This is a genomic window from Streptomyces cinnamoneus, from assembly GCF_002939475.1.
In the GTDB taxonomy this organism is placed as follows: Bacteria; Actinomycetota; Actinomycetes; order Streptomycetales; family Streptomycetaceae; genus Streptomyces; species Streptomyces cinnamoneus_A.
Genome location: NZ_PKFQ01000001.1, coordinates 646,464 through 672,621, shown reverse-complemented (window position 1 = coordinate 672,621; position 26,158 = coordinate 646,464). Strand labels below are relative to the sequence as shown.

The window sequence follows — 26,158 nt, the reverse complement described above, 5'->3', positions numbered from 1 at the left end:
GGTCACGGCGCCCTCGGGGCATCGTGACCGGCCCTGTCGTTTCACCGGCGCCGGCTGCGCGGCGAGTCCGGCCGTACGTCCGCTCACGGCGCGGTGGGGGGTTCGGCCTCGTAGGCCCGGTGGAGCAGCTCCAGGAAGGCCGGTGCCTGGGGCAGGGCCACCGAGCCGATCCGCTTCACCGCCACGCCCGGCGACCAGGAGTTCATGACGACGCCACCGGACAGCGCCGGCAGGTCGGCGAGCGTGACCTCCTGGAGGCGCTGGGGGACACCGAGCCGGTCCAGCTGCCGGCGGACGACGCCCATCATGGTCCCCGTCAGCATCTCGGCCTCGGGCCACACCACCGCCTCGCCGTCCCAGAACGCCAGGTTCCAGATCGACGCCTCACTCAGCCGGCCCCGGCGGTCGACGAACGCGGCGTCGTCGAAGCCCTGTCCGACGGCCTGACGGGGCGTGTACACCTTCGCCACCTCACCGACGTGCTTCACGGCGGGCAGGAACCGCTCGTACTCCACCGCCGCCAGCGCCAGCGGGCACTCGGGCGCGGACGCGGCCGGCCGGGTGCGGACCAGCACGTCGGGCTCCACGGCCGCCCCGGCGGCGACGGACTCGTGGGCGGGCGCGTACATCGTGGCCGTCAGCGAGACGTCCCCCGGACCGGCCTCCAGCGCCGTCCTGAGGTGGGCCCGCACCCGCTCGTCGGGCACCGCCCGCCCGAACATCTCCAGGGAGGCGAACCGCAGCCGCTCCAGGTGGAGGTCGAGACCCCGGACCCGGCCGTCCCGCACCTGCATGGCGGTGAAGTGGGCGTAGCCCGCGAAGGCGAGAGGCGCCAACTCCTCGGCGGTCGCCGCCCGGCCGTTACGTTGGGCAACAAAGGTGGTCATGCGGCACTCCAGCAGTACGGGATCGAGCGGACGGGGAAGCGGCCTTCGCCCGGGAGCGACCTTAGACGTTGACATCGATGAGAAGGTCAACCCCCTGCGCGGGCAGGTCGCGCGCATCGTCAGCCGCGTGGAGGCGAGTCGGGCACGGACATGTCGCCCTTCGGCCCGATGCCTTTGAGCCGGGCCGGTGTTCCGGCCGGATCGAACGAGTGGTGGAAGGTGAAGGCGTGCGGTGCGTAGCCGTGGTCGTGGAGGTGTTCCAGCCTGGTGACCCCGTCCTGCCAGGTGGGTATCGCGCCGTCGGCGACCCACCAGGACACGTGACTCGGGTGTCCCGTCCTCTCGAACCAGTCGTGACGCCTGTTGAGCGCCACGCGGTGCAGACCGGTGTAGACGGCGTCGATGGCGGATCCCAGGTCGGTCCAGAGTGAGAGGGTCGCGGCCAGGGCGGTGGTTTCCGCAGTGCGGCCCTTCCCGTACCAGGCCGGAACAGCGAACTCTCCCCATGCACCCCAGTCCGAGCCGAAAAGTGCGCCTCGGCTGTGCTCTGCCGGTTCAGCATGAGCGATGTATCCGGGGTGCTGGCCGATCTCCCGGTAGACGGCCTCACCGCTTTCGTAGAACTCCTGCGTAAGACGTGCGGGATCGGCGAGGGGTGACTTCAGGACGCCGAACGTGTACAGAGCAAGATGGGGCATGCGTATCTCCCTGGCTGAGGGGGCCTGGTGGGGAAGTCCCTGACGGTCTCGCTGTCCGGGAGCGGACTCGATTCGGCGCCTGGCGCGTGGGGGGCGGGGAGCCGTGGCGGTGGTCGGCTCGTCCCCTTGCTGGTGACTCAGGCTGATGGAACCCCTGTGCGGCTGTGGGCGGCGCCGAATGTGAGGAGAACATAGCCCCCCGCCGCAGGCCCTGTCTAAGTTGCCTTTTCCCTGTCCGAATGCCCTCTTGCGGACGCCCTCAAGGGAGCTGGGGTGGCGAGGCGTTGCCTGGACAAGGCCGCCCGCCGCGATGACCTGCCGGGGTGCGAAGGGGCGGCGCCTGGCCCGCCAGATCCTCCCCGTCCGCGCAAGCGGATGAACGGGGCTCGCGACTGTCCCCTCACGTCGGCCGGTTGCCCTGTACGCCCCCGCTGGACGCGCCGGGAGCGGCAGGTACCGTGGTGCCAGGGAACGCAGTTGGCACGGGGGGAACGCGTCATGTCGTACAGCTTTGCCGTGGGATCCGGCGACGGAACGGCGGCCGGAGGAGCGTCAGGGCAGCCCGCGCCCTTCACCCACCACACGCCCGCGCTGCTCACGGCGGCACTCGGGCGCATACCCCCGGACTCCGTGGCCGAGTTCACCGGATCCTGGAACGACCTGCCCGCGGACACCCACGTCGCCGCGGACCCGCCCTACCGCTTCCGCCGCTACGGCAGGTTCCGCGTCGGCGACGGTCTCCTGGAGCCGCTGCCGCACGTTCCGTTCTTCCAGGACCGGGCCGTGAACAAGGTGCACGGCGGCGTGGCGCGGATGTTCGCACCGCTGGACGGCGGCGTGGCACAGGGCGCCGCGCTGCGCACGGTGGTCCGTACGCTGTGGGAGCACCTCCCCGGCCCGCGCACCGGCATCGACACCTGCGGCATCCACCAGATCCGTGTCACCGCCACCCCGGACGCCGAGGGCCTCCCCGCCCCGGAGGGCGTCCACCAGGACGGACACTGCTACGTCGCCCAGGTGCTGATCGGCCGGGCGGACGTCCGGGGCGCGGAGTCCTGCCTCTACGACCTCGACCGCACGCCGGTGTACCGGGCGTCGCTGGAGTCCCCCTGGGAGACGATCGTCCTCGACGACCGGCGGGTGTTGCACGGGGTCTCACCGCTCACGCCCACGCCGGGCGCGCGGACGGGCGTACGCGACATGCTGCTCGTCGACTTCTTCGGCGGCGACGTCCGAAGGTGAGCCGCGGGCGCGCGGACGGGGCCGGTAGGGGTGACGAACGGCCCGGGAGACCCCTTTGACTACGGACCGAGTAGTCGCCGACGACTCGGTACTCGAAACGAACAGCCCAGCAGTCAGGAGATCACATGCGGTACGCAGACGGCCCGAGCGTTCACGAGGAGGTCCACATCGACGCTGCCCCCGGCCGGGTGTGGCACCTGGTGACCGACATCGGCCTGCCCGCCCGGCTCAGCCCCGAGCTCCAGCGCACGGGGTGGCTGGACGGCGCCACGGCACCGGAGCCCGGTGCCCGCTTCGAGGGGTACAACCGCCATCCGCTCGTGGGGGAGTGGCGGACGATCTCCCGCGTGGTGGAGCTGGAGCCGGAGAGACGGTTCTGCTGGGAGGTCACGGACCCCGACGGCCGGTACGGGGGTGACCCCGACGAGCCGCTGGCGACCTGGATGTTCGAACTCAAGCCCGAGGGTGACGGCGTCCTGCTGCGGCAGTCCGTCCGTGTCGGCCCCGGCCGGTCCGGGGCCAGCCTCGCGATCGACCGGGCGCCGGAGAAGGAGGAGGCGATCGTGGAGATGCGCCTCGGTGAGCTCCGCACCGGCATCCAGGCCACCCTGCGGGGCGTCCGGGAGATCGCCGAAGCGGGGGAGTGACGACTTCCGGGGCACGTGCGAGCCCCGTCCGATGCGGAGGACGGGCAGTGATTGCGAGGCGAAGCGGCACGCCTGGTACGGAATCGGCGGTTCTTCGCTCATGGTGATGCCATGACCAAGATCAAGGCCGTCGCCTTCAGCGACTACGGCCCCGCCGACGTGCTCCGGCTCGTCGACGTCGACATGCCCGTGGCCGGCCCGGGCCAGGTCCGCATCGCCGTGCGCGCGGCCGGCGTCAACCCGCTCGACCACAAGCTCCGCGGCGGCGGCCTGGCCGAGGTCTTCCCCCTCGCCCTCCCGCACATCCCGGGCGTGGAGGCGGCTGGGGTCGTCGAGGCCGTCGGCGAGGGCGTCGCCGGGGTGCAGGCGGGGGACACGGTCCTCGGCCGCACCCTCACCGGCGCCTACGCCGAGCAGGCCCTGGCCAGGGCCGACGAGCTGGTCGTCAAACCGGTCTCGCTGTGCTGGGAGCGGGCGGCCGCCCTGCCGGTGGCCGCGGAGACGGCCTGGCGCACGCTTGCGGAGCTGGGCGTCGGCGAGGGCGAGACGCTGCTGATCCACGGCGCGGCCGGCGGGGTCGGCACCCTGGCGGTGCAGCTGGCCCGCTCGCGAGGAGTGCGGGTCATCGGCACGGCGAGCCGGTTCAACCACGAGTACCTGCGCGGGCTGGGCGCCATCCCCGTCGAGTACGGGGAGGGGCTGGCGGACCGGGTGCGCGAGGCGGCCCCGGAAGGGGTGGCGGCGGCGCTGGACGCCGTCGGCAAGGGCGACGCGGTCGGGGTGTCGGTCGAGCTGACCGGCGACCCCGGCCGCGTGGTGACCATCGCCGACGCCGGGGGAGCCGCCCGCCACGGCGTGCGCTTCAGCTCCGGCGCCCCGGCCGCGCCGGACGGCGCGAGCACGACGGCCGTACCGGCCCTCACGGCCGCGCTGGCGCTGCACGACGCGGGCATCCTGCAACTGCCCATCCACCGGAAGTACCCGCTGGCCGAGGCGGCCGAGGCCCACCGCGCCAGCGAGCACGGCCATCTGACCGGGAAGATCGTGCTGACGGTGCCCTGACCGCCACCGGCCGGCCGGACCTGGGATCGCCGACGTGAACGCGTTCAGCGGAGGTGAGTTCCTCCTGGAGACGACCACCCGAGGACGGGGCGGCGACGGCCTCGTGCGTCGGACCGGGTGCCGACCCCGCTGCCGCACGGGGACGCCTGCGTCTTCCGCACGGCGCAACGCCCCCGACGGCGGCGCGACCGGTCCCGGTCGCATACGGGCACCCGCGCGCGCACGATGGAAGGAGGAGCTTCCTCAAGCCGGGAGGTGGTGGGCGATGGCCAAGTTCATGGACGTCCATCGCGACATGCAAGGCATCACCAAGGAACAACTGGCGGCGGCGCACCGGGCCGACCAGGCGATCGAGCGCGAGGAGGGCGTGCGCTTCGAGCGCGCCTGGGCGGACCCGAAGGCAGGCGTCGTTCTACTGCCTGTCGGAGGCGCCCTCGGCGGACGCCGTCAAGCGGATCCACGAGCGGGCGGGGCATCCGCCCACGGAAGTGCACCCGGTGACGATGGAGGTCTCCTGACGCCCCGGTCCGGCGGGCCCCGCGCGATGGCGGGGCCCGCCGGGTGACGGGAGGCCGAAGTGCCCGCGCGTCAGCCCACCCGCTCCGCGCCGCCCCCGGCGAGCGCCTCGTCGACCAGGGCGCCCGCCGCGCCCGTGTAGGCGGCCGGGTCGAGGAGGGCCCTCAGCTCTTCCGGAGGCAGCAGATCGAGGAGCTCCGGGTCGCTGTCGAGCGGGCGGCCGGTCCGCGCGGTCCGGGCGGTGGCCTCGTCGAGGAGGCGGCGCGCCGCGGACTTGCCCAGGCGGGGGGTCAGGTGCGCGCTCAGGCGTTCCGAGGCGATCCGGCCGCCCGTCAGCGTCAGGTTCCCGCGCATCCGGTCGGCCCGGACCTGGAGGCCCTCGGTGAGTTCCGCCGCCGTGTGGGCCGCGCCGCCGGCCAGTCGCAGGCACTGGCGCAGCGGTTCCCACTCGGCGTGCCAGGCCCCCGCCGAGCGCTCGTCCTCCGAGAGCAGGCTCGCACCCAGCACGGAGGCCAGCGCCGGGGTCTGCAGCGCGGCGCTGCGGATGAGCGTGGCCAGCACGGGATTGCGCTTGTGCGGCATCGCGGAGGAGGCACCGCGCCCCGCCACGGCCGGCTCCGCCAGCTCGGCGATCTCGTCCCGGCACAGCGTCTGCACGTCGACGGCCATCTTGCCCAGCGCCCCGGTGGTCAGCGCCAGGGCCGCGCCCAGCGTGGCGACCGGGGTGCGCAGCACGTGCCACGGCAGGGCGGGGCGGGCCAGGCCCGTCTCGTCGGCAAAGGTGGCGGTCAGCCGGGCCAGATAGGCCGGCGCGTCCCAGCCCGGCCCCTGGTGGGCTTCCGCCGCGTGCTCCAGGTAGCCAGCCAGCGTGCCGGCCGCGCCGCCGAGGGACACCGGCAGGCCGGTGTCCAGCAGGGCGGCGAGCCGCTCGTCGGCCTCGCGGACGAGCTGGAGCCAGCCGGCCGCCTTGAGTCCGAACGTGATCGGCACCGCCTGGAGGGCGAGGGTGCGTCCGGCCATCGGGGTGTCCCGGTGCTCGGCGGCCAGCCGGGCCAGCGCGGCGGTGACCCGTGCCAGGTCCGTGCGGATCAGCCGCAGTGCCCGCGCGGCCACCAGCATCATCCCGGTGTCGAGGATGTCCTGGCTGGTGGAGCCGCGGTGCACGTAGGGGGCCGCCGCCGGGTCCTCGGCCGCCACCACGTCGGTGAAGGCGGCTATCAGCCCGACCACGGGGTTGGCCGTCTCCCGGCAGGCCAGCGCCAGTTCCCGGGCGTCGAGCAGGTCCGCCCGCGCCGCCGCCGTGATGGCCGCGGCGGCGGAGGCGGGCACCGTGCCCAGGCGGGCCTGGGTGCGGGCCAGCGCGGCCTCGGCGTCCAGCATCGCCTGGATCCAGGCGGCGTCGCTGACGGCCGCCTCGACGGGGGTGCCGGCCCGTACGGGGGACAGCAGCCCGGAGTCGAGCAGGTGCGGCAGGGCGTTGGTCCGGGGGCCGTCGGCCGTCGTGTCGTCCACCGTCGTCTCCTCCGTCTTCGGGGTCCTGCTGAGGGGCGCTGCCGGCTGGAGGTCCAGCACGGCGCGCGCGATGGCGTCGGAGTCGCCGAGCGTGACCGAGTTGACGCCCGGCCGGATGCCCGCGGCGGTGACCCAGTGCACGGCCTCCGTCGGCACGCCGTAAGCGAACCGCCGCGGGTGCGGCCGGCCCCGGGCGTCCACCACGTGGTACGGCCGCTCGGTGACGGCCAGCCCCCCGGTCTCGTAGGGGGCGCCGCCGGAGGCCGCGACGGCGTACGGGCGGGCCGAGCCGCCCTCCAGCAGGCCGCGCAGCAGCGGGTCGGCGGTGCGGCGCAGATCGGGCTGGTGCAGCCGGGCTTCGACGAGCACCCGGGCGCGGATCGGCTCGCCGGGGACCACGGGGGAGTCGGCGACGAAGGCGGAGCCGTCCGGGGCGAGACCCATGCGGCTGGCCGGCCCCGTCATCTCCAGCAGCCCGGCGTCCATGACCGCCACCAGCTCCTCGATGCGGCTGGCCGGCGGGCCGATGGACAGGTAGGCGTTGAGCGGGGTGTACCACTTCTCCAGCGCGTCCCGGTGGGAGTCGCCCTCCAGCCCGCCGTGGTCCACGGCCGTGCGGATCTCGTTGCGCAGGTCCCGCAGGACGTCCAGCGCCGCCTTCAGGGGACCGCTGACGTTGCCGGCCTCGGCGTGGGCCACGTCGGCGGCCAGGTGCTCCAGCAGCCAGGCACGGAAGTCCGCACGGCCGGTGAACCGCCGGGCGCCGTAGGGGCGTTCGATCAGGTCCCAGTCCCAGCGCTCGCCGCCGGTGAGCGCGTACCGCGTCAGGAGGTCCTCCCGCTGCCGGGCGCCGGCCGTGCCGAGGTACTGCTCCGCGAAGTGCTCCGCCTCCCCGTCCGGGAGCCGGTCTGCCAGCAGGGTCCGGTAGTAGACGGCCTCCACCTCGCGGCTGATCAGTGGCCACAGGTCGGCCTCGAAGCGCTGCCGGCCCGTCCCGCCGCGGACGCCGCGCAGCCGCAGGGCCTCGGCGAGGGTGAGCAGCCGGGGTTCGTACCGCCCGTGGGCGCCCTTCTCGTTCCGGCCGCGCGCGTGGTACGGGACGCCGCGCCGCGACCCGGCGTACAGGAGCGGTTCGCGGCCCGACGGCCGGTACACCAGCCGGCCCCCGGCGCCGCGTTCGAACGAGCCGCCGCGGCCGAGGGTGAACAGGGCGAGGTGGTCGAAGAAGTTCAGGCCCAGGCCCCGCAGCAGCACCGGCTCGCCGGGCTGGACAGCCGACAGGTCCGCGTCGGCGGGGTTGCCCGGGGGGACGAGCAGCAGCCCCCGCGAGCGCGCCTGCCGGGCGGTGTGGACCGCCCGGGCGTCGGGGAGTTCCGGGACGTGGCCCTGGGCCAGCACCACCGCGTCCAGGCCGGACAGGCGCGAGCCGTCCGCCAGCAGCACCGTCTGCGCGTCGCCGTCGCCCTCCAGCCCCACCGCGCGCCGGCGGTGGACGACCACCGAGACGTGCGGCGGCGCCTGGGCGACCACCTGGTCGAAGACGTCCTCCAGGTACCGGCCGTAGAGGGCCCGGGTGGGATAGGAGTCGGGCGTCAGCCGCCGTGTCTCGGCCAGCAGTTCCGCATCGATCGCGCCGGGCCGCACGTCGCCGTCCGGGCCCGGCGGGCCGCCGGCCGCCGCGACGGCGGCGGCCCACTCGTACAGGGACGGGCCCGTCTCGACCGGGCCCTCGATCTCCACGCTGTCGTCGGTGAACACTGTGACCTGCGAGGCCACGGTGTTCATCAGCAGGTGTCGGGACTGTCCGGTGCGCCAGACCTGGCCGGCGCCGGGCCGGGCGGGGTCGACGACGTGGACGGTGACGGCGGTGTGCAGGGCGCTCTTGCGCTCGTTGGCGCACAGTCGTTCAAGGACCGACAGACCACGGGGGCCGGCGCCCACCAGGCACACCCGTAACGCGTCACTCTCCATGCCGCACATCGGTCATGTAGGCCTTGAGCGGCTGGGGCCGCATCCCGTAGCGGACCTTGAACTCGCCGTTGCGACGGCCCCCTTCGAGCGTGGGCACACCGGCCCGCAGCCCGAGCTTGATGATGGCCGACATCAGCACGTAGTAGGAGCTGAACGGGCGGCCGCTCGCCACGTCGGCGTTGCGGTCGTACCCGCCCGCCCAGGCGTGGATCTTCTTCGTCTCCAGGAAGACCACCGCCTTGGCGATGATCTCGCCGTCCATGGTGACCTCGATGATGCGGGCGCCCTTGCGGGTGTAGCGCAGGAACGCGGCGATGCGCTCCTTGCTGTAGTAGCCGGCCGACCCGACGTTGGCCATCAGCACTTCGAAGATCTGCAGGCTCTGCGGGTCCTCCTCGCCGTCCGGCACCCGCTCGGTGACCTTCACGCCGCAGTCGTCGGCACGGCGCAGCTGCCGGGCGTACTCGCGACGGGCGTTGTAGCGCAGTGTGGACAGGTAGCCCTCCCAGCTGCCCGCGGCGGCCAGGTCGACGGTGTAGCGCGTGTCCAGATCGGTCCCGGTCAGCCCGGCGCCCTCCAGCGCCAGCGCGGAGGGCGAGCCGGTGGCCACGTTGATGAAGCCGCAGCGCGCGAGGCCGGCGGAGGCCGCGATCTCCCGCATGCGCGCCACGATCGCCCCCGCGACCCGGGAGTCGGTGCGGGTGCTGGCCAGCTGGGTGTCGCTGCAGTGCCAGACGTGGCTGAGCAGCGCCTTCTCGTCGGGACCCATCCCCAGGGCCCGCAGCGGGTCGCCCTGCACGTAGCAGGGCGTCAGCGCGATGACGCGGTCGTCCTCGTCGAGCACCTCGATGTAGTACACCGCGTGCACCGGCTGGATGGGCTCGCGTTCGTAGGCGCGCAGGAACTCGTGGCCGTAGTAGAACTCCGAGGCGCCGGCGGCAGCGGCGAGCTCGGTGGTCTCCGGGGCCAGGTCCTCGACGGTGCGGACGACGCGCGTGCGGTAGGTCTCAGTACGTCGCAAAGTACTCACGGTGCTCCCATTCGGATACATGTGCATCGTCCGCCGCGGCGCCGGCCTGCCACGCCGTGTACCGCCGCAGTTCGCTGGTCTTCAGCCGAAGCAGACACTCTGTCAGGGGCGCGCCGAGCACCTGCCGGTAGAAGTCACTGGCGGCAAGGGCGTCGAGCGCCTCCCGCAGGCTGCGCGGCAGGGGTGGCAGCGCGGTGTCGTGGGGGTCGGCGGCCGGCCCGTCGGGGACGAGCTTGTGCTCCATGCCGTCCAGCCCGGCCGCGAGCTGGCCCGCCAGGTAGAGGTACGGGTTGGCGCAGGGCTCGCCCATGCGGTTCTCGATGTGGGCCGCGGGGTCGCCGTGGGCGCCGAGCACCCGCAGGAACGCGCTGCGGCTCTCGACCGACCAGGCGGCGCGGCTGGGCGCCAGCGAGAACCGGTCGTTCATCCGGCGGTAGCCGTTGACGGTCGGCACGCAGAGCAGGGCCGCGTCCGCCGCGTGCGCGAGCAGCCCGGCCAGGAACCGGTCACCGGTCTCCGACAGGGCACTGCGGTCGTCGGGCGCGGTGAACAGGTTCTCGCCCGTGGCGGCACAGGCCAGGGACTGGTGCAGGTGCCAGCCGCTGGCGTCCAGTCCGGGGAGACCGGGCAGCGCCATGAACGAGGCGTGGTGTCCCAGCCGGGCGCAGACCTGCTTGGTCGTGGTGCGGAACAGCAGCATGGCGTCGGCCGCGTCCAGCGCGCTCTGCGGCGCGAAGGTGAACTCCAGCTGGCCGGGGCCCGATTCGTGCTCGACCGACCGCAGGGGCAGGCCCAGGTCGGTCAGCGCCCGGGTCAGCGGCGCGAGGACCGGCTCCAGCGCGTCGGTGAGGCCGTCCAGGTTGAACTGGTACCCCCCGTTGACCGGCTGGACGGCGGGCGGCAGGCCCTGCACGCCGAACCCGCCGGGCTGGCCGGAGTAGTGCTCGTCCACGAGCCGGGTCAGGTACCACTCGACCTCCAGCCCCACGACGTAGTCCAGCCCCTTGCCGCGCAGCTCCCCGCAGAGCCGGCGCAGCAGCGCGCGGCTGGACAGCGGGTGCGGGGCGCCGGACCGCAGGTACTCGTCACCGATCACCCAGCCGGTCCGCGGCCCGGTGTAGGGCAGCTCGCGGAAGGTCAGGGGGTCGGGCACCAGGACGAAGTCGCCGGCGCCCAGGAGCTCGTCGACGCCGATGCCGCCTCCGGCGACGGTGAAGTCGACCGCCGTGGCGTGCCCGGTGTCGAAGACGAACGGCCCGGGGCTGTAGTCCATGCCGTTGCGCAGGACGGTGCGGAACGCCTCGGCCGTCAGCGTCTTGGAGCGTGCCAGGCCGTGCGGGTCGGCGAACACCAGCCGTACGAAGTCCAGCGACTCCAGGGCCGCCTCGAGTTCGGCTGCGGCCGTGCGCTGGCGGTCGTCCCACAGGTGGTGGCGCGCGATGAAGTCCCGGCTGCCGGTGCTCACGTCGCCGTAGGCGCGGCGGGCCGCCGGGTGGGGGGTGTCGGTCACGTCAGGTCCCGGTCCTTTCCAGGGTGTGCGTCGCGCCAGGGGTTCGCACGTTCGACTTCTTTGGCGACGCGCAGCACGAGCGCGTCGTGGTGACGGGCGGCGGCCAGCTGGAGCCCCACCGGCAGCCCCTCCGGTCCGAAGCCGGCCGGCACGGAGACGGCCGGCAGGCCCGCCATGTTGAAGGGGAAGGCGGCGGGTGCCCAGGACAGCCACGCCAGGGGGTCGTCGTAGGCGGGCGCGTCGGGGTGCCAGGCGTCCACGGCGAACGGCGGCACCGGCACGGTGGGCATGGCGAGCACGTCGAACCGTTCCAGGCAGGACGCCAGCTTCCCCGTCAGCTCGGCCCGTTCGGCCTCGGCGCGCACCAACTGGACCGCGCTCAGCGTCCTGCCGTGCCGGACGACGGCCAGCCGCGCGGGGTCGGCCAGCGCCTCGTCCGCCGCGGGGGAGGCGGCCGCCTCGGCGGCGGCCAGGAGGGTGACCAGCGCCGGGTAGGCGTCGCCGAACGGCGGCGGGATCTCCTCCACGTGGTGTCCGGCCGCCGCGAGCCGTTCGACCGCCGCGCGCTGCCGGTCCGCCGGCCCGGTGGAGCCGGGGGCCGTGAGCCCCTCGATCCAGGCGATGCGCAGCGGCCCGTCCCCGGCGGGCGGGTCGTGGGGCGGGAGGAGGGAGTCCGGGTCGCGCGCGTCGGGCCCGGCCATCACGCGCAGCAGCAGCTCCGCGTCGTCCACCGTGCGGGCCAGGGGGCCCAGATGTGCCAGCCGGTCCGGGCAGTGCGGTACGTAGGGGACGCGGCCGTGGGTGGGTTTGAAGCCGACCACGCCGCAGAACGCGGCGGGGATGCGGATCGACCCGGCGCCGTCGGTGCCGGTCCCCGCGATCCCCAGCCCGGCGGCCACGGCGGCGCCCGCGCCGCCGCTGGACCCCCCGGCGCTGCGCGAGAGGTCCCACGGGTTGGCCGCCGCGGGCCCGAGACGGTTGACGGTGCCGGCGCTCCAGCCGCCCTCGGACGTGGTGGTCTTGCCCAGGACGACCGCGCCGGCCCGGCGCAGCCGGGCCACGGCGGGCGCGTCCTGGCCGGGCACCGCGTCGCGCAGGGCCAGCGAGCCGCGTGTGGTGCGGATGCCCTCGGTCGCGGTCAGGTCCTTCACGCTCAGCGGCACGCCCAGCAGCGGCCGGCCCTCCCAGGCCGCCTCGCCGAGGCGCAGGACGCGTTCCTCGGCGCGCGCGGCCTCCGCCAGGGCCCGGTCGGCCGCCACGGTGACGAACGCGCCCAGGGCCGGGTCGAGGTCCGCGATCAGTGCCAGGGTGTCCTCGGTGAACTCGACCGGGGACAGCTGCCGGGCCGCGTACAGGCGGCGCAGCCCGGCGGTGTCGAGGTAACGGAGTGCGTCATCCATAGAGGGCGCGGAACCATTCGTTGCCGAAGTCGCGGACGGTCGCGCGGTGCCGGCTCATCGCCTGGTGCAGCACGGCGAGGACCCTGCCGGAGGCGACGGCCGCCCGCAGGTCGTCCGTCGTGTACTGCTCGCCGGCGGCGCGCATCAGCCGCAGGTCGTACAGCCCCGGCAGGTGGCGGCCGGCGTAGTCGATGCCGAGGGGGACCCGGATGGCATAGCGCACGCTGAAGGTGACGTGTCCGGTGTGGTGCTGGTCGGAGTGGTGCGTGACGTCCGGCATGGTCGGGGCGAAGAACCAGTCGTCGCGCCCCGGTTCGCGGTCGGTGATGCCGAGGGTGTGCGGCAGGTAGTGCCAGGTGTTGAAGCGCATGCGGGCGCTGTAGGCGCTGAGGGTCTTCACCAGGAGAGTGCGGTCTTCCCCGAAAGAGCCGGCGAAGGCGGGACTGGGCGCGACGCAGCAGAAGAAGTCGTTGGTCTTCAGCGTGAGCGGATCGTCCTTCCCCGTGCTGCCGGGCTCCAGGGGCGCGAAGGAGCGGGGCCCGCGGCCCATGGCGACGTCCGAGGCGGTCGCCTCGGCGAGGGTCGTCATGAAGCGGGTGAGCAGGGCTTCGTACGCGCTGCTGAACCCCTCGGGGGCGGGGGCCGTGTGGAGCGCGTCGCCCAGCTCCTCGAAGGCGGCCGTGGTCTCCTCGACGGTCGCGGTGTCCGCCGCGATGCCCGCCTCCCGTTCCAGGAGGGCGCGCAGCGGGGCGGGAACGTCGGCGTAGCCGACGGCCGGCCGCAGCATGTGCTCCGTCTTGTTGAGGTTGGCCCCGTGGATGAGCCGGTAGAAGACGGTCCCGTTTCCGAGGTGGGCCAGCCGTTCGGCCGCGCAGTGGCGGGCGAGGGCTTCGAGCCGGGCGACGGTGGAGGTGTCGCCGGTGGGGGGCGGTTCGGCGCCGTATCCCCGGATGCGCTCGGTCATCAATGCCGCCACACCGGCGGACGTGAGGTGGGTGCCGTTGACTTCTTCGAGCCGGGCCTGGGTGCCGCTGCCGAGGAGGAAGGTCGCCAGCGCGACAAAGGCTGCTTCCTCGCCGGACCATTCTCCGACCGGAGTGTCCCCGAGCCGGGCGAGGATATTTCCGGCGGCCGTGGGGGCCATGGATTTTCCGGGAAGATTGCCGGACCGGCTGAGATTCGAAAAGGATTTGTCGCCCACGTAGACCTGGACGGGCGCCATATGCAGCAGTACGTGGCCGATGCGATCCAGGTCCTCCTGGACCTCCTCGGGGGAGCGGCCCATCACATGTTTATGGAGTTCGGCGCGGTCCGCCTCCTCCGCCGCCTTGCGGGCCTGATATTGGCGGTGTAACTCCGTGCGCGTCGGCTCGTCGGTCACGAGGGAACCCACGATGTGGGATCCGGTCGGCGCGCCGGCTGCGTCCCATAAGAAACGCATGCGACCGGTGTGGTCGAGGATCAGCAGGTCAACGCCTGGGGCTGCCGGGTCCAGGCGTAATTCCCTGGCGGTTATCTCGTCGGCGAGAAAATGGTCGGCCGCGGTGAGGGCCGCTCGGCCGACTTCTTCGGGAAGGCGTCCGTCCAGAGTGAGGACGAGGCGTAAGGACTGCTGCGTGCTGCCGCACTGCTGGGCGCGCGTGGCGGTCGATTCAAGTAAATGAGGAAAACCCTCGGATCGAATTGAAATCACCCACCCCTGTTGGGCGCTGCCCATTACAGCGCGCTGAGGTTGTTGCCACTTCAAATTCCACTAAATCCAGACGTTAGCACCGTGAACGACGGGTAGACCAGGGGTTAACAATGTGACCAAGATCACACCATCGAACGGTTGGCTGACTCCCCGGTAAAGGGAAAGCTTTGGCGCGTCGGCCGCGTAATCAAAAGCGATGGCGGCCAGCCCGGCCAAGCCGCGGCGCCTATCGCCGGAACGTTGTGATAGGAATACGCTCAGCCGCCCCTCGCACGGAGCCAATGGTGAAAGACGGCGCCGTCCTCCGGCTGTGTCAATCCCGGCCCGTGAGCCGGGTCATTTCACGGGTAAGGTATATCTAGACGTGAGCGAATTACTTACCGAGTTAGCGCGGCCCGCCACCGCGGCCGAGCTGGCGAATCTCTATTCCGCTCTCGACGGTCAGGGTCTCGTACCGGACACCGTGGTCCCCTCCGTCGTGGTCGTCGAAGCGCCGGGCTCCCCCACCCTGGTGCCCGGGCTGACCGAGCGACTAGGGCCGTTCGGGGTCAAGGTGATCGCCCTCCCGGCACCCGCTTCCAGCACGCCGGCGCGCACCACCTTCCTCCTCGGCGGCGAACTCCACGGCTGGTGCCTGGAGTCCCCGGCGGGCGACGACCCCGCGCGGGACGAGGAGAGCGACGAGGCCGAGCTCATCGGCTCCGCGGTCGTCGCCGCCCGGCTGCGCGCCTGGGCCGCGGCCACCCGCCCGGTCCCCACCGTCACCCGCTTCCACCGGCCGGGCTCCGACTCCATCGGCGTGGTCCAGTTCGACGCCGGAGCCGAGACCGAACTCGTCGCCAAGATCGGCGAGGCGGGGATGATCCGCTCCGAGACGGGCTTCACCTCCCGCACCAACGACGACCTCGCCCGCATCGGCCGCGACCCGCTCTTCCCCCGCCTGCACGGCGTGCACATCGAAGGCCACCAGGGCGTCAGCATCATGGAGGCCGCCGAGGCGGCCGACCTGGAGCAGCGGCTCTTCAGCGACGAGGACCGGACGGAACCCGCCCCCGACGCGGCCGACGTCCTCGCCCCCTACCTCGACCAACTGGGCCGCTGGTACCGGCTGACCGCCGGCGGGACGCGCCCCACCAGCGCCGACTACCTCTACCGCGAGCGCTTCCACGCCCTGCGCGAGCAGCCCGCCTTCCGCTCCACCTTCCGGCTCTGCTTCGGCGACCGGGACCTCGACGAGCACCTCGCCGCCGACCTCGTCCTGCCGGACGGCAGCCGCATCCCCGGCTACACGGCCGCGACCGCCTGGCTCGACGAACACGCCCCCGCCCTGCTCCCGCGCACCGGCAGCCAGGTGCACGGCGACATCTACCCGACCAACATGCTCCGGCGCTCCGGCGGCGGCCCGGTCTTCATCGACCCGCGCACCGTCTGGGAGCAGCGGCAGCGCCCCGACGTCGGCTACGGCGACCCGGTCTTCGACCTCGCCACGCTGCTGCACGGCCTGCTGCCGATGCCCGCCATCCTCCACGCCGCCCGGCAGGGCAAGCCCGAGGCGCTCTTCGGCGACGCCTTCGACCCGGCCCGGCCGCACGACGTCTCCGCCCTCCGGCTGCCCCTGCGCTTCTCCGACCGGCTGCGGTCGATGGAGCACCGGCTGATCGAGACCGCCCCCGGCGACGAGCCGGCGCACACCGTGCGCTGCCGCCTCTACATCGGCGCGGCCTGCTCGCTGGCCGGGTGGCTGAAGTACGAGAACACCCTGCGCACCCCCCAGGTGTGGACGGCGACCTACGCCTACACCGCCTGGTACCTGTGGCAGGCCCGCACCGTCCACGAGCAGCACACCACCAAGGAGCTTGCGTGACCGCGTTGGACTACAACCAGCTCGCCGCCGAGTACGCCCGGCACCGCCGCCCCTACCCCGGGCTGGTGGAGTTCCTGGCGGAGTTCGCCGGCGTCACCGGTGACTCGGCCGTCCTCGAGATGGGGTGCGGCACCGCCAACCACCTCGCCTCGCTCCAGCGGCTGACCGGCGCCTGCGCCCTGGGCGTGGACCCCTTCCCGGAGATGCTCAAGGCCGCCGGCACCCACGAAGCCGAGCTCGAACTGCGCACCGGGCGCGCCGAGGAGATAGCCGCCCTCGACCTGCCCGAGGCGTCCTTCGACCTGATCTTCTCGGTCGACATGATCCACTACGTCCGTGAGCCCGGCCGCTACTTCGAGGGCGCGTTCCGCGCGCTCAAGCCGGGCGGCGTGCTGTGCACCGCCACGGACTCGGAGGAGATCATCCGCACCCGCGTCCCCGTCGCGCAGTACTTCCCCTCCACCGTCGAGGTCGAGCTCGGCCGCCACCACGCCATCGACGACCTGCTGGCCGAGCTGCGGTTCGCCGGGTTCACCGACGGGCAGCAGCGCGTCTTCGAGAGCACCTACGAGCTGACCGACGCCACCAAGTACCGCGAGAAGGCGTTCTCCTCCCTCCACCTCATCCCTGACGAGGAGTTCGAGACGGGCGTCGCCGCGCTCACCGCCGAGCTCGCCAAGGGCCCCCTCAAGGCCAACAACCGCACCTGCGCCGTCTTGGCGCGGAGGCCCGAGTGATCCCGCGCTACTCGCGTCCGGAGATGGCCGGACTGTGGACCGACGAGGCGAAGTACGCCTCGTGGGTCCGCGTCGAGGTCCTCGCCTGCGAGGCGCAGGCACGGCTGGGCACGATCTCCGAGGCCGACCTCGCCGCCATCCGGGCCGGCCGCGTGCCCACCCCCGAGGAGGTGCGCGAGCAGGAACGCACCCGTGACCACGAGATCCTCGCCTTCCTCGCCGCGTACACCGCCTCCCTCCCCGACGACGCGGCACGCTGGGTCCACTACGGCATGACCAGCTACGACCTGGTCGACACCGCGCTGGGCCACACCCTCGCCGCCTCCAGCGACCTGCTGCTGGCCGCGGCGCAACGGCTCCTGCGCGCCCTGACCGAGCGGGCCGTCGAGCACTGGGACACCGTCTGCGTGGCGCGCACCCACGGCATCCACGCCGAGCCCACCACCTTCGGCCAGAAGATGGCCGGCTTCGCCTTCGCCGTCCACCGGTCAATCGTCCGGCTGCGGGCGGCCCGCGCCGCGGTGGCCGTCGGCACCATCTCCGGTCCGGTGGGCACCTACGGGAGCGTGGACCCGTTCGTCGAGACCTACGTGTGCGAGGCCCTCGGGCTGGGCGTCGAGCCGGTGCCCACACAGGTCGTGGCGCGCGACCGCCACGCCGAACTGCTCGGCGCCGTGGCCGTCCTGGGCGCCGTCGTCGAGCAGATCGGCCTGGAGATGCGGCTGTTGCAGCGCACCGAGGTCCGCGAGGTGGAGGAGCCGCGCTCCAGCGCGTACCAGGGCTCCAGCGCCATGCCGCACAAGCGCAACCCCACCACCAGCGAGCGGCTGTGCGGACTGGCACGGGTGCTGCGCGCCAACCTCGGCGCCGCCCTGGAGGACGTCGCGCTGTGGCACGAGCGGGACCTCGCCCACTCCTCCGTCGAGCGCGTCGTGCTGCCCGACAGCCTCATCGCCGCCCACTACCAGGTGACCAGCGCCGCCGAGCTCATCGAGGGGCTGCGCGTCTTCCCCGACCGGATGCGTGCCAACCTGGAGCAGACCGACGGCCTGATCTACAGCTCGACCGTGATGCTGCACCTGATGGCCGCCGGCTCCGAACGCGAGAAGGCGTACCGCACGGTCCAGGACGCGGCCACCGAGACGTGGGAGACCGGCCGGCACCTGCGCGAGACCCTGCGCGAGCGCGGGATCGACACCGGCGACGACGTCTACGATCCGACCCGCTTCCTGCGCTCGCGGGACGCCATGCGGCAACGACTGGAGGAACTGCTCCATGTGGAAATGTGAAGTCATCGACGCGGCCGACCTCGACGTGGCCGAGGTCGCCGAGCTCTACCGCGCCTCCGGCCTGGCCGAGCGCCGCCCGGTGGAGGACACCGAGCGGTTCACCGCGATGGTCCGCAACGCCAACCTGGTCGTCGTCGCCCGCGTCGACGACCGCCTGGCCGGCATCGCGCGCTGCGTGAGCGACCGCTCCTACGTCACCTACCTCAGCGACATCGCGGTCGACCGCGCCCACCAGCGGCGCGGCATCGGGGTGGACCTCATCCGGCACGTCCAGCAGGCCGCCCCCCAGGCGAAGATCGTCCTGCTCTCCGCGCCGGCCGCCACGGAGTACTACCCGCACATCGGGTTCACCCAGCACGGCTCCGCCTGGGTCCTGGACGCGGCGAAGTGAAGGGGAAGACCATCGACAAGCCGACGGTGGGCATCACCACCTACCAGGAGGACGCCTCCTGGCGCGGGTGGCACCGGCACGCCTCCCTCGTCCCGACCGACTTCGTCGCCGCGGTCACCGCGGCCGGCGGCGTCCCCGTCCTGTTACCGCCCTCCGGCGCCGAGCCCGAGGCCGCCTCCGTCATGGCCGGCCTCGACGGACTGCTGCTGGTCGGCGGCGCCGACATCGACCCCGCCCTCTACCGGGCCGAACCCGGCCCGCACACCGGCACGCTGGCCCCCGAGCGCGACACCTGGGAGAGCGCCCTGCTGCGCCTGGCCCTGGAGGGCGACCGGGCGGTCCTCGGGGTGTGCCGCGGCATGCAGCTGATGAACGTGCTGCGCGGCGGCACCCTCCTGCCCCACCTGCCCGACCTGGTCGGCAACGACGACCACATGCCCGCCGAACCGGTGTTCGCCTCCAGTCGGATCACCCTGCGCACCGACGCCCTGCCGGGCTCGCTCCTCGGCGCCGAGAGCGACCTGCCCTGCTTCCACCACCAGGCCGTCGACACCCTCGGCACCGGCGTCGTCGCCACCGGCTGGAGCGCCGACGACGTCGTCGAGACGATCAGCCTGACCGGCCACCGCTTCGCCCTCGGCATCCAGGGACACCCCGAAGTGGGCCCCTCCCGACCGGTGTTCGAGGCGTTCGTGGCGGCCGCCGCCGCCCACCGGGCCGCCCGCGAGCAGGGCGGTGTCACCGCCGCATGACCGCACCCGACCCCGGCCCCCTCACCGGCCTGCTGCGGCGGAGCGCCTTCGCCGAGCGGGTGGAGCACGCCCGCCGCCGCTCCGCACTGCCGTGGGAGCCCTGGCCCCCCGCGGCCGCCGCCCCCGGCGACGACACCGGCTCCGCCCTGTGGAACCTGCTCCACCTCGGTCGGCGACCGGACCGCCGCCTCGCGCCCGCCCTCGCCGAACGGCTCACCGCGCTCGGCCTGGCCGACGACGCGGGCGGCCCGGGCCGCTGGGAGGTCACCGCCTTCCGCGGCCTGCTCGCCGCCCGCGACCGGCCGGCCGAGGGCGGCGAGCCGGGCACCGGCAACGTCTACGTCGGCGAGGACTCGCTGCGGTTCGTCGACACGATCCTGCGGGCCCGCCCCACCGGACGCGCCCTGGACGTGGGCTGCGGCTCCGGCATCACCACCTGCGCCCTCGCCCTGGGGTGCGCCGAGGTGACCGGCGCCGACCTCCAGCAGGACTGCCTGGACGCCACCGCCCTGACGGCCGCCCTCAACGGCCTCGACGACCGTGTCCACACCTGGCACGGCGACTTCTTCCGCGATCACACCCCCGACGCCCCCTTCAACTGCGTCGTCGCCAACCTCCCCTACGCGCCTGTGCCGCCCGCCCTGCGGTACTCCGCGGCCGGCGACGGAGGGCCCGACGGCCTGGACCTCAACCGCCGGCTGCTGCGCCGCGCGGCCGGTCTGCTCGACCCCCGGGACGGGCTGCTGATCACCCGGTTCCAGAGCCTCGGCGACGCCTCGGGGCCCCTGCTGCTGCCGGACATCGAGGCCTTCGCCAAGGAAGCCGGCCACGACGTCACCGTCGTCGCCGACGGCCGTACGGTCCCGGAGGTGCGGGCGGCCCTGACTGCCCTGCACGCGCGGCGGCACAACCCCGAGCTGACGTCGGCGCAGGTGCTGGACATCGTCGACGACCACATGCGCCGCTTCGAGCAGCCGCACTACTTCGCCTGCGGGATGATCAGCCGCTCCGGCGGCACGGGCGAGGTCACCTTCACCGACCTCTCCGCACCCCTCACGCTCGACGACACGCTCACCGCCGTGGGCGGCGCCCCGGACGACGCGGCGCCCGCCGCCGTGCGGCTGTACCGGGGCCGGGCGCTGGACCTGCCCGACGGCTTCTGGGAACTGGGGACCGCCGACGACGTGGCGGTGACCGAGCAGCGGCTCCCGGCCCTGCTGGCCGCCCTGCGCGGCGCGGGCCCGGCCGGCGCCACCGGCCGCGACCTGGCCGCCGAGGTCTTCGCGGACCGCTTCGGGGCCGACCCGCTCCGCTCGCGCGCCCTGCTCGTCACCACCGAGCTGATGGCGGGCTGCCTGGCCGACGAGGGCCTCGTGGAAGGCGGCACCGCTCGGTGAGTCGGCAGCACGATGAGGGACGGGCCGGCATGTCGCACCGGTCGGCGGTCCTGGTCCTCGCCCTCGGCGCCTTCGCCGTCGGCACGGACGGGTACGTCACGACCGGCATCCTCCAGTCGATCGCGGACGACTTCCACGTCTCCGTCTCGGTGGCGGGCCAGCTGGTCACCGTCTTCGCCCTCAGCTACGCCGTCAGCGCCCCGGTGCTGATGACGTTGACCGCGAACGTCAGCCGGCGCGTCATGCTCTACGGCTCACTCGGCCTCTTCCTGCTGGCCAACCTGCTGGGCGCCCTCGCCCCCGACTATCCGACGCTGCTCGCGGCCCGGGTCCTGGCGGGTGCGGCCGCCGCGGTGTACATGAACACCGCGGTGGCCGCGGCCACGGCCATGACCGACGAGCGCCACCGCGGCCGCGCGGTGTCCCTGGTCGTGGGCGGCCTGTCGCTGGCCACGGCGCTCGGGGTGCCGATCGGCACCCTGGTCGGCGCCCTGGGCAGCTGGCGCGCCACGCTGGGGGTGATCGCCGGGCTCGCCGGCGTGGGCATCGCCGGACTGGCCGCCACGCTGCCCGCCACGCCGTCGCCGCCCCCGATCACGATGGGGGCGCGGCTGAGGGTCGCCGCCGAGCCGGCCGTACTGCTCGTCGTGCTGGCCAACACCTGCGCGGTGGCCGGCAGCTTCACCGTCTACACCTACCTCGCCGTGTTCGCCCGCGACGTGACGGGGCTCAGCGCGGCGGGCGTCAGCGCGGTGCTGTTCGCCTGGGGTGTCGCCGCCGCGGCCGGCACGGCGCTGGGCGGCCGGATGAGCGACCGGCGGGGGCCGGACCGCGCCTACCTGACCGGGGTGCTCGGCGTCATCGCGGCGTTCGCCGCCCTGGCGCTGGCCGCCCTCGTCACCCGGGTCGCCGAGGGCCCGGCCACGGTGGTCTTCCTGGCGGCGACCGTCGCCTGGGGCGTCCTGTACTGGATCGTGCCGGGTGCCCAGATCCAGCGCGTCATGGACCGCGCGCCGGCCGCCCCCACCATCGCCGTCTCCGTCAGCAGCGCGTCCTCCTACCTCGGCGTCGCGCTCGGCGGCGGCATCGGCGGGGCCACGCTCTCCCTGACCTCCTCCTGGGCGCTCCCGCTGGCGGGTGCCGCGCTCCTCGCCGTCGCCGCGGCCCTGACCGCCCGCCAGGCCGCCGGTTCGGCGGTGCCGTCCGGGAGCCCGGGCCCCCGCGGCTGACAAAGGCCGGCCCCCGTACCGCCCGGACCGTGCCCGGTCCGGGCGGTACGAGCGCGCCCGGGGCCCACGCGTACGTCCCGTCCGGATCCTGGGCCGTGTCCGCGAAGCAGCGCCGTGCGCTCGCCGGACGTGGTCCGGGGCGTCGGGTGCCGGGGCACCCCCCAGCGGTAGCCGGGGGAGTCCGGGCCTTCGCGGACACGGCCTACGGCCCCACGCTCAGCTCCGCGTTCGGCGCGACCTTCGGCAGCCGGGCGTTGGTCACCAGGGTGAGCTCGTGGCCCCGGCGCCGGCCGGAGCGCCACTGCCCGCCGATCAGCGGCACCAGGGCGATGTTGGGGGTGGGGCCGGCCGTGAAGTCCAGCAGGCCGGCGACCGTCGCCAGCCGGGTGCGGCCCAGCGCGGCGGCCACCGCGTGCCGGTCCATGGGGTCGTCGGCGGTCGCCAGCGCGTGCGCGGCCACCTCCAGCAGGGCGTGCGCGAGCCCCAGGGGCTGGAGCCAGGGCCGGCCCGTCGTGCGCTGGTACTCCTCGGCGAGCCCGGCCGTGGTGGTGCCGTCCAGCGAGGAGCGGAAGGGGTGGCGCGGCGTCCAGTAGACGAGCGTCGCGACGTCGGCCTCCGCCAGGCCGTCCGGCACGCCCCCCTCGCCCGGGTGGGTCAGCCAGCGGGAGCAGGTGATCAGCCGGGGGCGCAGGCCGGCCTCGCGGGCCTGCCGGTGGAACAGCGCCATGTCCCCGGCCGTGGCCGCGCCGGTGACGACCTCCACCCCCGCCTCCTTGAACCGGTGGACGTGGCCCTCGAAGCAGGTGGCCGGTTCCCGGTACCCGCCCGGGTCCACCAGGGTGTGGCCCCGCGCGGCCGCCACCGGAGCGAAGCCGTGCCGCGGGTCGCGCAGCAGCTGGCCCTGCGGGCCGGTGTTCCACAGGCAGCCCACCGTCCGGCCCGGCCCGAGGTGCTCCCACAGCTCCGCGAACACCGTCGCGATGTCGTCCAGTCCCCACGCGAAGTGGTACGTCCAGCGGAACGGCCGCGCCGGGTCGCCGCCCCGGCCGAACACGTACGCCTGCCACGGAAAGCCCGTGGACAGGCACGGGATGCCGAGGACCTCGCAGGCGTCCGCCACGGCGGGCAGCACCCGGGTGCCGCCCAGGGTGACCACCATCCGCGCGCCCTCGTCGCGCACCAGTTCGGCGACGGCCCGGCGGGCCCCGTCAGGGTCGGACTGGCTGTCGCGCCAGGCCAGCCGGAACGTGCGGCGCCGGTTGCCGCGGCCGGGGCGGGCGAGCCGGGGCGCCAGCCGTTCCAGCGCGAAGGCCAGGGGGTCCCCCAGCCGGGCCAGCCGGCCGGTCCGGGGGACGACGGCGCCGATGCACAGGTCGTCCGTCCGCCGCAAAGTCACCGCGATCTCCTCCGCTCCCCGCCCGACGACGTCCGGGAACAAAGTCCCCTCGCGGCGCCCTTGTTGACACGCGACACCCCGGACCCGGAAGGGTGATTCCCGGCGCGCCCCCCGCCGGCGGCGGATGACCGGAAGCGTGTCCTTCCGCAGGCCGCGGAAGATGACGGACGCGCGGGCCGAATGCATTGCGCAACCGGCATATCCGACAGCCGTCATCAGGCCGATCTCAAGACTGCGGAGGCGTCCGGGGCCCGGGTGTGCCGCCGCCCGGGGAGAGCGAGCCGTGGGGCGCCGTATACAGAAGTTGACACAGGTCACCCACGTGGTGGCCCCGCGGGTGTCCCGCCCGGCCCGTCCGGCAGCCGTCCCGGCACGGCGGCGGCTTTCGGCCAGAGAGCCCGGAAGGGCCGCGGCCTACTCCTCCGTGGGCCCAGCGCGCCGTTCGGGCATGGCGCACTATATGGCTGAGCGGTCGAGGGGTGGGAACGCCTTTCGAGGCCGTGGCACTCCCGTGCCCGGAGCCCGCGTGGTTGTCGTGCGTCCCCGGCTCCGGGCGCACGGCTCGGAACCGGACATCGGCGGTCCGTTCCGTGGCAGGGGAGGAGCGTGAACGGCCGTAATGGGGATTCCGGCCGTGTGGCGGAGCCGATGGCAGAACATTCGAGGTGCCGCGCGCCGTGAACGGCGCCGCGCGCACGTGTCTTGTACGGACGGCCGCGCGAGCGAGCGTCGCCGTCCGTCCCTGGGGGGAGAAGCGAATGGGGCGTACAACACGTCTGGTCGCGGCGTGGGCCACGACCGTCTTCCTGGCGATGGCGCTGCCGTCGGCCGAGGCCGGAGCCGCCGACGCGGCACCGCGGATCGACCTGCGCCTGCTGGTCGTCGACGACGGCGGCCCCGCCGTCGAGGCGATACGTGCCGAGCTGGACGGCGACGGCACGCCGTACACGAGGGTCGACCTGGACGCCGCGGGCCGCCCCCGCATCGACGAGGCGTTCCTGAGCGACACCGTGGAGGGCAGGCCCCGGGCCAAGTTCCAGGGCGTGATCCTGCCCAACGACAACCCCTTCGGCTCCGCGGCGGAGTCGGAAGCCCTGGCCGGATACGAGAAACGATTCGGCATCCGCCAGGTGGACGCGTACACCTATGCCCGTCCGGCCGTCGGACTGAACGTCCCGGCCGACGGCGGCTACGCGGGCCCGCTGGACGGCCAGACCGCCCAGGTGACCCAGGCCGGAGCCGCCGGGCCCTTCGGGTACCTGAGAAGAAACGTTCCTTTCGAGGACAACGACGGCACCGTCAACGAGAGTTACGGCTACGTCGCCGTGCCACTCGAACGGCAGGCGGACGGGGCCTCGTACACCAGCTTCGTCGACGCCCCCGTGCCCGGCCGCTCCGGCCGCGGCTCGCTGATCGGCCAGTACACCCACGACGGCCGCAGCGAACTGGTGGTCACCTTCGTCGCCAACCAGTACCAGACGCAGTTCCGGCTGGTGGCCAGGGGCATCGTGGAATGGGTGACCCAGGGGGTCCACCTCGGTGCCGCCCGCAACTACTTCGGCGTGCACGCGGACGACGTCTTCGCCTCCGACGACCGGTGGGACACCAAGCGCAAGTGCACCCCCGGCGACGTGGACTGCCCCGGCAACCCCAGCCCCGACAGCCCGCCGATCCGCATGACGGCCGCCGACGCCCAGTACGCCAAGGAGTGGTCCCGCAGCCACGGCCTGACTCTCGACCTCGCCTACAACGGCGTCGGCAGCGAGGAGTACCGCTCCGAGCACGGCGGGCTGCCCGACCCGCTCCTCCAGCAGCTCCTCGCCGACCAGAAGTCCTACCGGTGGATCAACCACACCTACACCCACGCCTTCCTGGGCTGTGAGCAGAACACCACCGTCGTGCCCTGGAAGTGCGCCACCGACCTCTTCGGCAGGACCCGCTGGGTCAGCGGCCCGACCATCGGCTACCAGGTCGACGAGAACCTGCGCTGGGCCGCCCGCCAGGGTCTGGCCCTCGACAAGGACGAGCTGGTCACCGGTGAGCACTCCGGCCTGAAGACCCTGCCGCAGCAGACCGTCGACAACCCCGAACTCGCCCCCGTCCTCAGCCGCTCGGGCGTCTCCTGGATCGCCAGCGACACCTCCCGCGAGCGGCAGCAGCGCCCGGTCGGCACCGCGCTCACCGTGCCCCGCTACCCCATGAACGTCTATTACAACGTCGGCAGGGCCGCCGAGCAGACCGACGAATACAACTGGCTCTACACCAAGAAGGCCGACGGCGGCAGCGGCGTCTGCGAGAAGTACCCCGAGACGACCACCTGCCTGAAGGCCCCGCTGGACGTCAGGACCGGCTTCGCCTCCTACATCGCCCCGCTCGAGTCCCGCATCGCCCTGGGGCATGCCCTGGCCAACGACCCGCGGCCGCACTTCATGCACCAGTCCAACCTCTCCGAGGAGCGGATCGGCTACACCGTCCTGGAGAAGGTCCTCGCCGACTACTCCGGGCTGTTCGCCGACAACACCCCGCTGGTCAACCTGCGGATGAGGGACATCGGCGCGGAACTGGCCAAGCGGGCCTCCTGGACCTCGGCCCTCGCCGCGGGCAAGGTCACCGCCTACCGCATCGGCAACGCCGTCACCGTCACCACCCCCGCCGGCGTCCAGGCCGGCCTGACCCTGCCCGACGGAACCGTGGAACAGGGCACCGGCACCGCCTTCGGATCCCCCTACGCCGGAGCGCGCTCCGGCTGGGCCGCCCCCGGCGCCGGCCAGGCACAGCTCGCCCTGACCCTGCCCGCCGCCGCCCCCGCCGCCCCCGTCCTCACCGGCAAGGCCGCCCGGGTGCAGGCCCCGGCCGCCGCCCTCCCCGTGCCCCGTGGCGTGACCCACCGGGTGCCCTACGGGCCCAGCGACACCACCCGGCGCTGATACCGGCA

General features: G+C 73.7%; 18 protein-coding genes and 3 pseudogenes. 12 read left to right on the top strand and 9 right to left on the bottom strand.

The window, feature by feature from the left end; genetic code table 11:
• Positions 1-83: 83 nt before the first annotated feature.
• Both CYQ11_RS03155 and CYQ11_RS03150 read right to left on the bottom strand, forming a co-directional pair.
• Positions 84-887: an aminotransferase class IV family protein gene (locus tag CYQ11_RS03155; protein WP_099198200.1), complete on the bottom strand. Its 804-nt coding sequence runs from the start codon at positions 885-887 to the stop codon at positions 84-86.
• Positions 888-1,006: 119 nt separating this feature from the next.
• Positions 1,007-1,585, bottom strand: a complete 579-nt coding sequence (locus CYQ11_RS03150) for a DUF3291 domain-containing protein (protein WP_099198975.1) — start codon at positions 1,583-1,585, stop codon at positions 1,007-1,009.
• A gap of 498 nt (positions 1,586-2,083) precedes the next feature.
• Here CYQ11_RS03150 and CYQ11_RS03145 point away from each other — a divergent pair, with 498 nt between their 5' ends.
• From CYQ11_RS03145 to CYQ11_RS03130, 4 genes and pseudogenes are all read left to right on the top strand, one after another.
• Complete coding sequence (locus tag CYQ11_RS03145; protein WP_181143556.1) at positions 2,084-2,827, top strand: 2OG-Fe dioxygenase family protein; 744 nt, start codon at positions 2,084-2,086, stop codon at positions 2,825-2,827.
• A 125-nt stretch (positions 2,828-2,952) separates the two neighbouring features.
• Positions 2,953-3,474 (top strand): SRPBCC family protein, encoded by a 522-nt coding sequence (locus CYQ11_RS03140; protein ID WP_099198973.1) that lies wholly within the window; start codon positions 2,953-2,955, stop codon positions 3,472-3,474.
• Positions 3,475-3,594: 120 nt separating this feature from the next.
• Positions 3,595-4,536 (top strand): NADP-dependent oxidoreductase, encoded by a 942-nt coding sequence (locus CYQ11_RS03135; protein ID WP_420894508.1) that lies wholly within the window; start codon positions 3,595-3,597, stop codon positions 4,534-4,536.
• A 265-nt stretch (positions 4,537-4,801) separates the two neighbouring features.
• Positions 4,802-5,054: pseudogene (locus tag CYQ11_RS03130) on the top strand (SCO4226 family nickel-binding protein).
• Between the two features lie 70 nt (positions 5,055-5,124).
• Here the strand turns inward: CYQ11_RS03130 and CYQ11_RS30955 are convergent.
• The 6 genes and pseudogenes from CYQ11_RS30955 to CYQ11_RS03105 all read right to left on the bottom strand — a co-directional run.
• A pseudogene (locus tag CYQ11_RS30955) lies at positions 5,125-6,459 on the bottom strand (nitrosuccinate lyase); the annotation flags it as partial.
• 105 nt (positions 6,460-6,564) lie between these two features.
• Positions 6,565-8,535 (bottom strand): annotated as a pseudogene (locus tag CYQ11_RS29920) (FAD/NAD(P)-binding protein); the annotation flags it as partial.
• Complete coding sequence (locus tag CYQ11_RS03120; protein WP_099198970.1) at positions 8,525-9,556, bottom strand: GNAT family N-acetyltransferase; 1,032 nt, start codon at positions 9,554-9,556, stop codon at positions 8,525-8,527. The pseudogene CYQ11_RS29920 and the gene CYQ11_RS03120, both read right to left, overlap by 11 nt.
• Complete coding sequence (locus CYQ11_RS03115; protein WP_240003365.1) at positions 9,543-11,075, bottom strand: glutamine synthetase family protein; 1,533 nt, start codon at positions 11,073-11,075, stop codon at positions 9,543-9,545. Before CYQ11_RS03115 ends, CYQ11_RS03120 begins: the two co-directional genes overlap by 14 nt.
• A complete protein-coding gene (locus CYQ11_RS03110) occupies positions 11,072-12,475 on the bottom strand; it encodes an amidase (RefSeq protein ID WP_099198969.1) in 1,404 nt (467 codons plus the stop codon). The genes CYQ11_RS03115 and CYQ11_RS03110 overlap by 4 nt, the downstream gene beginning before the upstream one ends.
• Positions 12,468-13,916 (bottom strand): hypothetical protein, encoded by a 1,449-nt coding sequence (locus CYQ11_RS03105; protein ID WP_146104640.1) that lies wholly within the window; start codon positions 13,914-13,916, stop codon positions 12,468-12,470. The genes CYQ11_RS03110 and CYQ11_RS03105 overlap by 8 nt, the downstream gene beginning before the upstream one ends.
• Before the next feature lie 616 nt (positions 13,917-14,532).
• Between CYQ11_RS03105 and CYQ11_RS03100 the strand changes: the two genes are divergently transcribed.
• The 7 genes from CYQ11_RS03100 to CYQ11_RS03070 are packed head-to-tail and all read left to right on the top strand — an operon-like array spanning position 14,533 to position 21,827.
• On the top strand, positions 14,533-16,032 hold the full coding sequence (locus tag CYQ11_RS03100) for a phosphotransferase family protein (protein WP_181143555.1): 1,500 nt from the start codon (positions 14,533-14,535) through the stop codon (positions 16,030-16,032).
• Positions 16,029-16,769 carry a class I SAM-dependent methyltransferase gene (locus CYQ11_RS29360; protein ID WP_181143554.1) on the top strand — a complete coding sequence of 247 codons (741 nt, stop codon included), beginning with the start codon at positions 16,029-16,031 and terminating at the stop codon, positions 16,767-16,769. The genes CYQ11_RS03100 and CYQ11_RS29360 overlap by 4 nt, the downstream gene beginning before the upstream one ends.
• Entirely contained in the window at positions 16,766-18,058 is a 1,293-nt protein-coding gene (gene purB, locus CYQ11_RS03090) for an adenylosuccinate lyase (protein ID WP_099198966.1), read from the top strand. The genes CYQ11_RS29360 and purB overlap by 4 nt, the downstream gene beginning before the upstream one ends.
• Positions 18,045-18,449: a GNAT family N-acetyltransferase gene (locus tag CYQ11_RS03085; RefSeq protein ID WP_099198965.1), complete on the top strand. Its 405-nt coding sequence runs from the start codon at positions 18,045-18,047 to the stop codon at positions 18,447-18,449. Before purB ends, CYQ11_RS03085 begins: the two co-directional genes overlap by 14 nt.
• Entirely contained in the window at positions 18,446-19,201 is a 756-nt protein-coding gene (locus CYQ11_RS03080; RefSeq protein ID WP_181143553.1) for a gamma-glutamyl-gamma-aminobutyrate hydrolase family protein, read from the top strand. The genes CYQ11_RS03085 and CYQ11_RS03080 overlap by 4 nt, the downstream gene beginning before the upstream one ends.
• Positions 19,198-20,598: a methyltransferase domain-containing protein gene (locus tag CYQ11_RS03075; RefSeq protein WP_099198963.1), complete on the top strand. Its 1,401-nt coding sequence runs from the start codon at positions 19,198-19,200 to the stop codon at positions 20,596-20,598. Before CYQ11_RS03080 ends, CYQ11_RS03075 begins: the two co-directional genes overlap by 4 nt.
• Positions 20,599-20,627: 29 nt before the next feature.
• Complete coding sequence (locus tag CYQ11_RS03070) at positions 20,628-21,827, top strand: MFS transporter (protein ID WP_099198962.1); 1,200 nt, start codon at positions 20,628-20,630, stop codon at positions 21,825-21,827.
• 202 nt (positions 21,828-22,029) lie between these two features.
• Here CYQ11_RS03070 and CYQ11_RS03065 read toward each other — a convergent pair whose 3' ends face one another.
• Positions 22,030-23,223, bottom strand: a complete 1,194-nt coding sequence (locus tag CYQ11_RS03065) for an ABC transporter substrate-binding protein (protein WP_240003364.1) — start codon at positions 23,221-23,223, stop codon at positions 22,030-22,032.
• 758 nt (positions 23,224-23,981) lie between these two features.
• Between CYQ11_RS03065 and CYQ11_RS03060 the strand changes: the two genes are divergently transcribed.
• Positions 23,982-26,150: a hypothetical protein gene (locus tag CYQ11_RS03060; protein WP_099198960.1), complete on the top strand. Its 2,169-nt coding sequence runs from the start codon at positions 23,982-23,984 to the stop codon at positions 26,148-26,150.
• Positions 26,151-26,158 lie beyond the last annotated feature (8 nt).

Coding starts and splice junctions, on each gene's coding strand:
- CYQ11_RS03105 (WP_146104640.1), bottom strand. CDS start 13,916: ATGCGTTTCTTATGGGACGCAGCCGGCGCGCCGACCGGATCCCACATC.
- CYQ11_RS03145 (WP_181143556.1), top strand. CDS start 2,084: ATGTCGTACAGCTTTGCCGTGGGATCCGGCGACGGAACGGCGGCCGGA.
- CYQ11_RS03150 (WP_099198975.1), bottom strand. CDS start 1,585: ATGCCCCATCTTGCTCTGTACACGTTCGGCGTCCTGAAGTCACCCCTC.
- CYQ11_RS03110 (WP_099198969.1), bottom strand. CDS start 12,475: ATGGATGACGCACTCCGTTACCTCGACACCGCCGGGCTGCGCCGCCTG.
- CYQ11_RS03140 (WP_099198973.1), top strand. CDS start 2,953: ATGCGGTACGCAGACGGCCCGAGCGTTCACGAGGAGGTCCACATCGAC.
- CYQ11_RS03155 (WP_099198200.1), bottom strand. CDS start 887: ATGACCACCTTTGTTGCCCAACGTAACGGCCGGGCGGCGACCGCCGAG.
- CYQ11_RS03085 (WP_099198965.1), top strand. CDS start 18,045: ATGTGGAAATGTGAAGTCATCGACGCGGCCGACCTCGACGTGGCCGAG.
- CYQ11_RS03075 (WP_099198963.1), top strand. CDS start 19,198: ATGACCGCACCCGACCCCGGCCCCCTCACCGGCCTGCTGCGGCGGAGC.
- CYQ11_RS03070 (WP_099198962.1), top strand. CDS start 20,628: ATGTCGCACCGGTCGGCGGTCCTGGTCCTCGCCCTCGGCGCCTTCGCC.
- CYQ11_RS03060 (WP_099198960.1), top strand. CDS start 23,982: ATGGGGCGTACAACACGTCTGGTCGCGGCGTGGGCCACGACCGTCTTC.